Below are 11,482 nucleotides of genomic sequence, written 5' to 3'. Positions count from 1 at the left end.
TCGGGAGCTAGAGACGCAATGAGAGACCTATCCGGCGGTCCACGCGTTCTGCTCAAGCGGCTGCGCGAATTGATGGCGGAGCCGCTGGAGCCGCAGGAGCGTCTTGACCGGATCGTCCGCCAGATCGCCAGCAATATGGTCGCCGAAGTCTGCTCGGTCTACGTGCTGCGCGCCGACGGCGTGCTCGAACTCTACGCCACCGAAGGTCTGAACAAGGAAGCCGTCCACCTTTCGCAACTGAAGATGGGCCAGGGCCTGGTCGGCACGATCGCCGCTTCCGCCCAGCCGCTCAATCTCTCCGACGCGCAATCGCATCCCGCTTTCCGCTACCTGCCGGAAACCGGTGAAGAGGTCTACCACTCCTTCCTCGGCGTGCCGATCCTGCGCACGGGCCGCTCGCTCGGCGTTCTCGTCGTGCAGAACAAGGCGAGCCGCAACTATCGCGAAGAAGAGCTGGAAGCGCTCGAGACGACGGCGATGGTGCTGGCCGAGATGATCGCCACCGGCGAGCTGAAGAAGATCACAAAGCCGGGCCTCGAACTCGATCTTACCCGCTCGGTCACCATCGACGGCGATAGCTACAACGAAGGCATCGGTCTCGGCTATGTCGTGCTGCACGAGCCGCGCATCGTCGTCACCAATCTGCTGAACGAGGATACCGACAAGGAAATCGGCCGGCTGGCGGAGGCGCTCGGTTCGCTGCGTATCTCCATCGACGACATGCTGTCGCGCCGCGACGTTTCCATGGAGGGCGAGCACCGCGAGGTTCTGGAAACCTACCGCATGTTCGCCCACGACCAGGGCTGGGTGCGCAAGCTGGAAGAGGCGATCCGCAACGGCCTGACCGCGGAAGCCGCGGTCGAAAAGGTGCAGAGCGATACCAAGGCGCGGATGATGCGCCTGACCGATCCTTACCTGCGCGAGCGCATGCATGATTTCGAGGATCTGGCCAACCGGCTTCTCCGACAGCTCACCGGCTATTCCGGCCGTACGGCGGCCGACGGCTTCCCGAGCGATGCGGTGATCTTCGCGCGCGCCATGGGCGCCGCCGAGCTGCTCGACTATCCCCGTGCCAATATTCGCGGCCTGGTGCTGGAAGAGGGCGCGGTCACCAGCCACGTCGTCATCGTCGCCCGCGCCATGGGTATTCCGGTCGTCGGCCAGGCAGCGGGCGTCGTGGCTCTCGCCGAAAACGGTGATTCCGTCATCATTGATGGCGATGGCGGCCATGTGCATCTGCGGCCGATGGCCGATCACCTGCGTTCCTATGAAGAAAAGGTGCGTTTTCGCGCCCGCCGGCAGGAGCAGTTCCGGGCCCTGCGTTCGGTCGAGCCGGTCACCAAGGACGGGCAGCGCATTTCGCTGTTGATGAATGCCGGTCTGCTGGTCGATCTGCCGCAGCTTGCCGAATCCGGCGCGGAAGGCATCGGCCTGTTCCGCACCGAACTACAATTCATGATCGCCTCGACCATGCCGAAGGCGGAAGAGCAGGAAGCCTTCTATCGCAGCGTGCTGAAGCAGGCGGGCGGGCGCATCGTCACTTTTAGGACGCTCGATATCGGCGGCGACAAGGTCGTGCCTTATTTCCGCGCCCATGAGGAAGAGAACCCGGCGCTCGGCTGGCGCGCAATTCGCCTGTCGCTCGACCGGCCCGGCTTGCTCCGTACGCAGTTGCGCGCCATGCTGAAAGCGGCGGCCGATAGCGAATTGAAGATGATGGTGCCGATGGTCACGGAGGTCTCCGAGATCGAAGCGGTGCGCGAACTCGTGCAGAAGGAAGTGCAGCATCTGTCGCGCTTCGGCCATGGTCTGCCGCGCAAGCTACAGTTCGGCGCCATGCTGGAAGTGCCGGCGCTGCTCTGGCAGCTCGACGAGCTGATGGCGGCGGTCGATTTCGTCTCGGTCGGCTCCAACGATCTTTTCCAGTTCTCGATGGCGGTCGATCGTGGCAATGCGCGCGTGGCGGACCGTTTCGATCCGCTCGGACGTCCATTCCTGCGCATCCTGCGCGACATCGTGCGCGCCGGCGAGCGCAACAAGACGCCGGTGACACTCTGCGGCGAACTCGCCGGCAAGACGATTTCGGCGATGGCGCTTCTGGGGCTGGGCTTCCGCTCGGTGTCGATGTCTCCGGCCTCCATCGGTCCGGTCAAGGCGATGCTACTGGGTCTCGACCTGCAGGCCTTGTCGAAGGTCATGGAAGAGGCGCTGGACGACAAGCGTCCGACGGCCTCAATGCGAGAGATCCTTGCCGGTTTCGCCGAGAGCCACAATATTCCATTGTAGACAGAACGAATAAGAAGAATTGGAGTGTGGGGTGGCAAACCTTCCCATTGAAAAAATGCGCGAATTGGAACGCCGTTTCGGCGAGATCGAAGCGCGTATGTCCGCCGGTCCGGCGGCGGATGTCTATGTGAAGCTTGCTTCCGAATATTCCGAATTACAACCGGTGGTCGCCAAGATCCGCGACTATGAGAAGGCGATCGCCGAGGCTTCGGATCTGGAAGCCATGCTTGCCGACAAGTCGGTCGATCGCGAAATGCGCGATCTCGCCGACATGGAATTGCCCGAGGTCAAGGAGCGGATCGAGGTGCTGGAGCAGGACATCCAGATCCTGCTGCTGCCGAAGGATGCCGCCGACGAGAAGAGTGCGATCCTGGAAATTCGCGCCGGTACGGGCGGCTCCGAGGCCGCCCTTTTCGGCGGCGATCTCTTCCGCATGTATGAGCGCTTCGCCGCGAACAACGGCTGGAAAGTCGAAATCCTTTCGGCCAGCGACGGCGAAGCCGGCGGCTACAAGGAAGTCATTGCGACGATCACCGGCAAGGGGGTGTTCTCGCGGCTGAAATTCGAGTCCGGCGTGCATCGTGTTCAACGCGTGCCGGCAACCGAGGCGGGCGGGCGCATCCACACATCGGCGGCAACCGTCGCCGTTTTGCCGGAAGCCGAGGAAATCGATATCGAAGTTCGCGCCGAGGATATCCGCATCGACACCATGCGCTCCTCCGGCGCCGGCGGCCAGCATGTCAATACGACGGACTCGGCCGTGCGTATCACCCATCTTCCTTCGGGGATCGTGGTGACGAGCTCTGAAAAGTCGCAGCATCAGAACCGCGCCAAGGCGATGCAGGTGCTGCGTTCGCGTCTGTTCGACATGGAGCGCCAGCGCGCCGACAACGAACGCTCCGCCGACCGCAAGAGCCAGGTCGGCTCCGGCGACCGCTCCGAGCGCATCCGCACCTATAATTTCCCGCAGGGGCGCGTCACCGACCATCGCATCAACCTGACGCTCTACAAACTCGACCGGATGATGGAAGGCGAGATCGATGAAGTGGTCGATGCGCTTCGCGCGGATTACCAGGCGAGCCAACTCGCCCAGCTCGGCGAACAGGCATGAGCGCCGGGCCGGGAGCAACCGTCGCTGGACTGTTCCAGGAGGTGCGCGCCCGCTTCATCGAGGCCGATCTCGATGATCCCGCAACCGAGGCCCGCATCCTTGTCGGCGGTCTTCTTCATTTGTCATCGACGGAGCTGGTCTCGCGCGGCGCCGAGGTGGTGGCACCGGATCGCGTGGAGGCGGCGCGGGCGGGGATCTCACGCCGGCTTAATCACGAGCCGGTGCATCGCATTCTCGGCGAGCGGGAGTTTTACGGCCTGCCCATGACGCTATCGCGCGCGACGCTGGAGCCACGTCCCGACACGGAGATCCTCGTCGATACGCTGCTGCCGCACGCGCGACGCCTTGCAACGGAACACGAGACGATCCATATATTGGATATGGGAACAGGCACCGGGGCTATCTGTCTCGCACTGCTCCATGAATGCCCGCAGGCGATGGGCATCGGTTCCGATATTTCCGGCGAGGCTTTGGAGACGGCGCGGACGAATGCAGTGCGCAATGGTTTGGCCGCACGGTTTGACACCATACAAGGAAGCTGGTTTGAGGCCATCCACGGTCAATTTCACGTTATTGTCTCAAATCCGCCCTATATTGAGTCCAGTGTCATTTCCACTCTCGCTCCAGAAGTAAAGAATTTCGATCCTCCGGCAGCTCTCGATGGCGGCCTTGATGGGCTGGATGCCTACAGAGCAATCGCAAAGGATGCGGCGCGGTTTCTACACCGAGATGGTGTTGTCGGCGTGGAGATCGGTTATGATCAGCGCAAGACGGTGACTTCGGTTTTTGAAGGAGCAGGATTTTTCCTTATCGAAGCGGCCCGGGACTATGGACACAACGACCGGGTGCTCGTGTTTCAATATCACCATTAACGCGACAATTTGCAGCAGGTCCGTGTGACCTTGTTGTTATCGCAAAGAAAAGGCTTGGATTTCCTGAGGAAGCAATATAGGTTGCGCTCACGCGTTGGGCGGCTGGGAATAGGCGAGACGATTCGCCTGTCTTGGACAGCCTCGGGGATCCGCTCTCTGATAAGAGTGTCAAAGGTTGAAGATAACCCAATGCGTGATCAGTTAATCTGACGTAGTCGAGCGGCAGACCGGCGCTAAAGGCGCAGTTTGCTTGCGGCACGCAGGCCCTGGCTTGGAGGTTTCCAGCCACGGCGGCAGGTGCCGTGTATAATTTCATCCCAACTAAGAAAATTCAGGTGAAGGATCTATGAGGCCAGGACAGCAGAATAAGCGCGGTCGGGGGCGTGGTAACAACAACGGCGGCGGCGGCGGAAACAACAACAACAATAATAACAATTTCAACCGCAAGGGCTCGAACCCGCTGACCAGGACTTACGACAGCTCCGGTCCCGATGTGAAAATCCGCGGAACCGCGCAGCATATCGCCGAGAAGTATTCGACTCTCGCCCGCGATGCGCACAGCTCCGGCGACCGCGTCATGGCGGAAAACTATCTTCAGCACGCTGAACATTACAATCGGATCATTGCCAGCGCTCAGGCGCAGATGCAGGAACGTTTTCAGCGCGACGAACAGCAAAACCCCAATGACCGTGACAATTCCGACCGCGACATGGATGACATGGATGCGAACGACAACGACATGGACGATCAGCCGCAGATGGCTCCGCCTCCGGTGCGCGTCCGTGCTCCTGCTCCAGCCGTGGTTGCCGCGCCTGAGCCCGAGGTTATCGACGGCACCGGCCCGCAGCCGGTGATCGAAGGCATTCCGGCCGAAGTTGCGATCGAGGAAGAAACGCCCGTCGCTGCCGGCGAACGCCAGCCCCGCCGCCGCAATGCCGGCAATCGTCCTCGCCGCCAGCCGCGCCGCAGTGCCGACGCTGAAGGTCAGGGCGAAGGCGAAGGTGCTCCGAGCGAGGCCCCCGCACTGGTGGACGCTGGCACGGAGTAAGGACGGTTCAGATGTGCAGGTCGCCGCCGTAGAGGCGATCCGGCCATATGTCTGCAAAAAACCCCGGTATGCGCCGGGGTTTTTTCGTTTCTGCTGCCCTTTAAACTTTTCAAATCCCCTCCCATATTCTCCCCTGTTGCCTCGCCGCAAATCTCAATCGGCGGCGGGCGGGGTCTGCCTTTTCAGGGGGCTCAATCTCAAACATCGGTCTGTGCCAGTCTGGGCAGAGCGATTCATGGAGGTCTACAAATGAATATTGAAAAATACTCCGAGCGCGTGCGTGGCTTTTTACAGTCCGCGCAGACCAATGCCTTGTCGCAAGGAAATCAGCAATTCACGCCCGAGCATGTGTTGAAGGTGCTTCTGGACGACGACCAGGGCATGGCGTCTTCGTTGATCGAGCGTGCCGGCGGCGATGCCAAGGCTGCGCGTCTCGCCAATGATGCCGCCCTTGCCAAGCTGCCGAAAGTGTCCGGTGGCGATGGCCAGGTCTATCTCTCGCAGCCACTTGCCAAGGTCTTCACCACTGCCGAAGAGGCTTCAAAGAAGGCCGGCGACAGCTTCGTCACGGTCGAGCGCCTGCTGCAGGCATTGGCGATCGAGTCTTCCGCATCGACTTCGGCAACGCTGAAGAAAGCGGGCGTGACGCCAGCCGGGCTCAATCAGGTCATCAACGATATCCGCAAGGGCCGTACCGCTGATTCCGCCAATGCGGAACAGGGCTTCGATTCCCTGAAGAAATATGCCCGCGACCTCACCGCCGAGGCCCGCGAAGGCAGGCTCGATCCCGTGATCGGTCGCGACGACGAAATCCGTCGCACCATCCAGGTCCTCTCCCGCCGCACGAAGAACAACCCCGTGCTGATCGGCGAGCCGGGCGTCGGCAAGACGGCCATCGTCGAGGGGCTGGCGTTGCGGATCGTCAACGGCGATGTACCGGAATCGCTAAAGGACAAGAAGCTGATGGCGCTCGACATGGGTGCCCTGATCGCCGGCGCGAAGTTTCGCGGCGAGTTCGAAGAGCGGCTGAAGGCTGTGCTCAACGAAGTCCAGTCGGAAAACGGCGAGATCATCCTGTTCATCGACGAGATGCACACGCTTGTTGGCGCCGGCAAGGCCGATGGCGCTATGGATGCGTCCAACCTTTTGAAGCCCGCGCTTGCCCGTGGCGAGCTGCATTGCGTCGGCGCGACCACGCTTGACGAATACCGCAAGCATGTCGAGAAGGACCCGGCGCTTGCCCGCCGCTTCCAGCCCGTCATGGTCGAGGAGCCGACGGTCGAGGACACGATCTCGATCCTGCGCGGCCTGAAGGAAAAATACGAGCAGCACCACAAGGTCCGCATCGCCGATGCCGCCCTGGTGGCCGCCGCAACCCTGTCGAACCGCTACATCACCGACCGCTTTCTGCCGGACAAGGCCATCGACCTGATGGACGAGGCCGCCGCGCGTCTGCGCATGCAGGTGGATTCGAAGCCGGAAGAACTCGACGAACTCGATCGTCGCATCATCCAGCTGAAGATCGAGCGCGAAGCGCTGAAGAAGGAAACCGACCAGGCCTCGGCCGACCGGCTGAAGCGGCTGGAGACCGAGCTGACCTCGCTGGAAGAAGAGGCCGATGCGCTGACCGCACGCTGGCAGGCTGAAAAGCAGAAGCTGGGTCTTGCCGCCGACCTGAAGAAAAAGCTTGATGAGGCCCGCAACGAATTGGCCATTGCCCAACGCAAGGGTGAGTTCCAGCGCGCCGGCGAGCTTGCCTATGGCGTGATCCCCGATCTGGAAAAGGATCTCCAGACCGCCGAAGAGCAGGATGGCGGTCGCGACACCATGGTGCAGGAAGTGGTCACCGCCGACAACATCGCCCATATCGTTTCCCGCTGGACCGGGATTCCCGTCGACAAGATGCTGGAAGGCGAGCGCGACAAGCTGCTGCGGATGGAAGACGAGCTGGCGAAGTGGGTTGTCGGTCAGGGTGATGCCGTCCAGGCGGTGTCGCGCGCCGTTCGCCGTTCGCGCGCCGGCCTGCAGGATCCGAACCGGCCGATCGGCTCGTTCATCTTCCTCGGCCCGACCGGCGTCGGCAAAACGGAGCTCACCAAGGCGCTTGCCCGTTTCCTCTTCGATGATGATACGGCCATGGTACGCATGGACATGTCGGAATATATGGAGAAGCACTCCGTTGCTCGGCTGATCGGCGCTCCTCCCGGCTATGTCGGCTATGAGGAAGGCGGCGCGCTGACGGAGGCCGTTCGCCGCCGGCCCTATCAGGTGGTGCTGTTCGACGAGATCGAGAAGGCGCACCCCGATGTCTTCAACGTCCTGCTCCAGGTTCTGGACGACGGGCGCTTGACCGACGGACAGGGCCGCACCGTCGATTTCCGCAACACCATGATCATCATGACCTCGAACCTAGGTGCCGAATACCTGACCCAGCTGAAGGAAGGTGAAGACAGCGAAGAGGTGCGCGAGCAGGTGATGGATGTGGTGCGGGCGCATTTCCGGCCGGAATTCCTGAACCGCGTCGACGAAATCATCCTGTTCCATCGCCTGAAGCGCGAAGAGATGGGGGCGATCGTCGATATCCAGCTGGAGCGGCTGCTGAAGCTTTTGTCCGAACGCAAGATTGCGCTCGAACTGGACCAGGATGCTCGCAACTGGCTCGCCAACAAGGGTTACGATCCGGTCTACGGCGCAAGGCCGCTGAAGCGCGTGATTCAGAAATACGTTCAGGATCCGCTCGCCGAGCAGATCCTCTCCGGCCAGTTGCCGGATGGGTCGCGCGTGCTCGTCACCAGTGGTTCCGACAGGTTGCTGTTCCGCCTGCGTGGGGCGGTCAGCGAAGCCGCGTAAGCGGCTTGGTTTTGTGTGACTCTATCAATGGCGGCTCTCGGGCCGCCATTTTTCGTCCGAGACATGTGTCGTAATCGCCTTGCCGCCGCGAGACTCTTCGGTAAAGCTGACATCGGCGTTGGAGATTCGCTCGGGGAGGGACATCATGCTCATTATCTTCGGCGGCTTGCCGGGCAGCGGTAAAACCACGACTGCGCAGGCCTTGGCGAAACAGTTGAAGGCTATGTATGTCCGGGTCGATACGATCGAGCAGGCGTTGCGAAATTCCGATGTTCTGAAAGCGGATGAAGGCCCGGCCGGTTATATGATTGCCTATGGTGTCGCCGGGGACAATCTCAGGCTGGGACAGACGGTCGTCGCGGATTCGGTCAATTCCATCCGTATCACGCGTGACGCCTGGCTGTCGGTCGCAAAGCGAGTCGACGTGCGTGCTGTCGAAGTGGAAGTCATTTGTTCGGATAAAGCCGAGCATCGCCGGCGTGTTGAAACGCGCATGACGGATGTCGAAGGACTGGTAAAGCCGACATGGGACAAGACCGTCAACCGGCATTATGACGACTGGGGCACGCGCCCGCTCGTTGTCGACACCGCCCATAAATCCGTGGAAGACCTCATCGCCGAACTGATCGTCCGGCTGGCGCTCAACCAGGAATGAAATCCATGGTTGTTGGTTGGTCACTCAAGAGCGCCCTGCGCTAGTCCTTGCTTGCAACCTGCTTCGACTTTTCGTCGCTTAGAAGCGTGTCGATACGCTTGCGTTCGTCCTGGAATTTTGCGAGCGCATCGCCGCCCAGCGTCTTGCCGCCGGGAAGGCGGATGCGTAGGGGATCGACCTTGGTGCCGTTGACGATCAGCTCGTAATGCAGATGCGGCCCGGTGGCGAGACCCGTCGATCCGATGAAGCCGATGACTTGACCCTGTACCACCTTGGCGCCGGGAACCACGCCCTTGGCGATGGCGCTCTGATGGTTGTAGGAGGAGACGTAGCCATTGGCATGGCGGATCAACGTCTGATTGCCAAAGCCGCCGGAATCCCAGCCGGCCTTTTCGACGATGCCGTTGCCGGCGGAGATGATCGGCGTGCCACGAGGGGCTGCCCAGTCGACACCGGTATGCATGCGCGCGAAGCCGAGGATCGGATGGCGCCGCATGCCGAAGCCCGATTTGAATATACCGGTCGGCACGGGATTGCGCAGCAGGAACTGCCGGATGCTCTTGCCGCTTTCATCGAAGTAGTCGATCGAATGATCGTCCGGATCCTCGAAGCGATAGAAGCGGGTGACCGTGTCGCCGAATTTGGCGTTGACGTAGAGCAGTTCTGAATCGGCCGTCGCCTGGCCGTTTGCGTCGGTGACGGAGAAGAAGGCTTCCAGCGAATCCGTGGGCTTCAACTGCGCCTGGAAATCGACGTTGCTGGCGAGCAGCTTGACGACCTGCGCCACCATTTCCCTGGACATGCCGTAGGAGAGGGCGGCGCGATAGATGCCGTCATAGACGCTCGGCAGGTCGCGGCCGGCGGCAACCACGGGCGCGTCATTGTCGAAGGCGGTGGCGATGGCATCGAGCATCGGCGGCTCGCTGCCGGCAACGAAATCGCCATGGTCGTTCTCGGCGATGGTCAGGATATGCTTGGTACCGCGATAGATGCTGGCGCGGATGATCCTTGCCTGCTCGCCCTTCTGCAGAATGCCGATGCGCAGCACGTCGCCGCCGGAAAGATTGGAAGCGCCGAACAACGGCACGATCTTCGCCGTGATGTCATCCGCGTCCGCCTTGAGATAGCCGGCACTGACGAGCGCCGTTGCGATCTTCGTGTTTTCTCGGACCGGGATGATGTCGTCGGCAAATTCCTGTGTCTGCGGCGTGACTGCCTCGGGGGCGGAGACCGACATGTTTTCCTCGACAATGCGGGCGGCAAGCCCGGCGGTCAGGTCGACATCGGTGTCATCGGTCGCAAAACGGCGCGGATCGATATAATAGAGTGCCGAAAGCTGGGTATTGCCGTCGGTGAGCACCGAGCCGTTGGAACGAACATTCTCCTCGACCTCGTCAAGCGACATCGAGCCGGCAAGCGGGAATGGCATATCCTTGGCCGGGAAGGGCACGGTCTTCAGGCTGACTTCGGATTCGACGTCGGAACCGTAGATGGCGCCGGTGCGATTGGCCGGCGGCGGAATGTTCTCGTCGGCGGAAAAGATCGCGAGTGGATCGAAGGCCGGATAGTTTTCGGTGGCGACGCGGTTGGTGGCAAGCGCGATCTTCACATGCGCGAAGGGCTGGCGGCGCACCACTTCCTTGTCACCGTCGCGCACCACGGTCGAGACCTCCAGGATGCTCCGGTCGGACGGCTTTGACGCGATCGCGGTCGACACGAGGCGCCCGCCGCGAACGACCTGATCCTCTGTACTATCGTGATTTCCGCTGTCCGATGTCGCGTAGGCTTCGGCAGGGATGGCGAGTTGCTGGCGTCCGTCGAGTGCTGCAAACAGCGCGACGCCCATCAATATGCTGGAGGTGATGCCGGTAAGGAAGGTGCCCGAAAGCCAGCGGAGAGAAACCTCGCGCCGGTCCGGCGCCCGCCTGCCATCGGCCAGGATTGGCGGCTCGTTTCCGAGCGATCGGAGCATCATCTTGTCCGTCATCATGCCAATCGAGATCCGGTTCCTTCATGCGAGCCGTGTAGCTGGGGGCGAAGATGTGCATATTTATGACGGGCGAGTCAAATGAGGCGCATCTGGTCTGTGGACTGTTCCGGTGCTTTGGAAGCCCCGGTTTCAATGACAAGGTCGGCCTTATCTGGTGTTGACCGGGTGGGGATCAAGGGCCGCTCATTGTCATACGACGCGATCCCCTACATGTAATGTCATCGCTCCAGCGCAGTTTGATGGTGTTATCGGGGTTTTTGGGGCCTATTCTGAGCCGGCTTCGGCAGGCTTCATAAAACTATCATAAGAATCAATCACTTGTTCTTTTTCTGGTTTTTTTAAAAATCCAGTGTTGACTTGGTTCTGGGGGTGGGTTTATAAGCCCACTCACTGAACGAGGGCGGCGGCGCTGCTAGCGACGAAGTCTTTCGCTCTGGTGTTTCCTAAAGAATTGGCTGCGATGCTGATTGGAGGTTCTGGGTTTACCTGGGGTCGATGGGAAAAGGTTTTGACTGGTTTTACTGGTCTGTTCTTTGACAATTGAAGATGAGAAGAAAGAGAAACGTGGGCGGCGGAGCTTGCGGGACAGGTAGCGATACTTGTCCTTTGAATAGACTTCGACGGTCACGTTTTGAACAAGAGAATACACTCTGTTTCTTTGGCTCATAAG

Annotated in this window: 9 protein-coding genes; 6 read left to right on the top strand and 3 right to left on the bottom strand. The window is 60.8% G+C overall.

The features are described 5' to 3' along the window. Positions 1-18: 18 nt before the first annotated feature. From ptsP to clpB, 5 genes are all read left to right on the top strand, one after another. Positions 19-2,286: a phosphoenolpyruvate--protein phosphotransferase gene (gene ptsP / locus EX00_RS29245; RefSeq protein WP_047465810.1), complete on the top strand. Its 2,268-nt coding sequence runs from the start codon at positions 19-21 to the stop codon at positions 2,284-2,286. A 31-nt stretch (positions 2,287-2,317) separates the two neighbouring features. Beyond that, the gene (gene prfA, locus EX00_RS29240) at positions 2,318-3,397 is read left to right on the top strand and encodes a peptide chain release factor 1 (RefSeq protein WP_047465807.1); all 1,080 of its coding nucleotides are present in this window, start codon (positions 2,318-2,320) and stop codon (positions 3,395-3,397) included. Continuing rightward, positions 3,394-4,269 carry a peptide chain release factor N(5)-glutamine methyltransferase gene (prmC, locus tag EX00_RS29235; RefSeq protein ID WP_047465804.1) on the top strand — a complete coding sequence of 292 codons (876 nt, stop codon included), beginning with the start codon at positions 3,394-3,396 and terminating at the stop codon, positions 4,267-4,269. The genes prfA and prmC overlap by 4 nt, the downstream gene beginning before the upstream one ends. Positions 4,270-4,615: 346 nt before the next feature. Next, complete coding sequence (locus tag EX00_RS29230; protein ID WP_047465801.1) at positions 4,616-5,317, top strand: DUF4167 domain-containing protein; 702 nt, start codon at positions 4,616-4,618, stop codon at positions 5,315-5,317. Positions 5,318-5,566: 249 nt separating this feature from the next. Further along, complete coding sequence (clpB, locus tag EX00_RS29225) at positions 5,567-8,167, top strand: ATP-dependent chaperone ClpB (RefSeq protein WP_047465800.1); 2,601 nt, start codon at positions 5,567-5,569, stop codon at positions 8,165-8,167. Positions 8,168-8,191: 24 nt separating this feature from the next. Here the strand turns inward: clpB and EX00_RS32180 are convergent, their stop codons facing one another. After that, positions 8,192-8,314: a hypothetical protein gene (locus EX00_RS32180; RefSeq protein ID WP_267884800.1), complete on the bottom strand. Its 123-nt coding sequence runs from the start codon at positions 8,312-8,314 to the stop codon at positions 8,192-8,194. On the opposite strand from EX00_RS32180, the gene EX00_RS29220 reads away from it, so the two are divergent. Further along, positions 8,313-8,822 carry a P-loop nucleotide/nucleoside kinase family protein gene (locus EX00_RS29220; protein WP_047465798.1) on the top strand — a complete coding sequence of 170 codons (510 nt, stop codon included), beginning with the start codon at positions 8,313-8,315 and terminating at the stop codon, positions 8,820-8,822. The genes EX00_RS32180 and EX00_RS29220 overlap by 2 nt on opposite strands. Positions 8,823-8,862: 40 nt before the next feature. Here the strand turns inward: EX00_RS29220 and EX00_RS29215 are convergent, their stop codons facing one another. Next, positions 8,863-10,812 (bottom strand): M23 family metallopeptidase, encoded by a 1,950-nt coding sequence (locus EX00_RS29215; protein WP_047465796.1) that lies wholly within the window; start codon positions 10,810-10,812, stop codon positions 8,863-8,865. Between the two features lie 412 nt (positions 10,813-11,224). Further along, on the bottom strand, positions 11,225-11,482 hold a 258-nt coding region (locus EX00_RS31875; RefSeq protein WP_210165820.1), incomplete at its 5' end, for a hypothetical protein.

The sequence above is a fragment of the Martinezella rhizogenes genome, assembly GCF_000799715.1.
GTDB lineage: Bacteria > Pseudomonadota > Alphaproteobacteria > Rhizobiales > Rhizobiaceae > Rhizobium > Rhizobium rhizogenes_C.
This window is presented reverse-complemented; position numbering and strand designations above follow the sequence as displayed.

What these genes read in the sequence shown, in the direction of transcription:
- ptsP (WP_047465810.1), top strand. Translation starts at nt 19, where the DNA reads ATGAGAGACCTATCCGGCGGTCCACGCGTTCTGCTCAAGCGGCTGCGC.
- prmC (WP_047465804.1), top strand. Translation starts at nt 3,394, where the DNA reads ATGAGCGCCGGGCCGGGAGCAACCGTCGCTGGACTGTTCCAGGAGGTG.
- EX00_RS29230 (WP_047465801.1), top strand. Translation starts at nt 4,616, where the DNA reads ATGAGGCCAGGACAGCAGAATAAGCGCGGTCGGGGGCGTGGTAACAAC.
- clpB (WP_047465800.1), top strand. Translation starts at nt 5,567, where the DNA reads ATGAATATTGAAAAATACTCCGAGCGCGTGCGTGGCTTTTTACAGTCC.
- EX00_RS29220 (WP_047465798.1), top strand. Translation starts at nt 8,313, where the DNA reads ATGCTCATTATCTTCGGCGGCTTGCCGGGCAGCGGTAAAACCACGACT.
- EX00_RS32180 (WP_267884800.1), bottom strand. Translation starts at nt 8,314, where the DNA reads ATGATGTCCCTCCCCGAGCGAATCTCCAACGCCGATGTCAGCTTTACC.
- EX00_RS29215 (WP_047465796.1), bottom strand. Translation starts at nt 10,812, where the DNA reads ATGATGACGGACAAGATGATGCTCCGATCGCTCGGAAACGAGCCGCCA.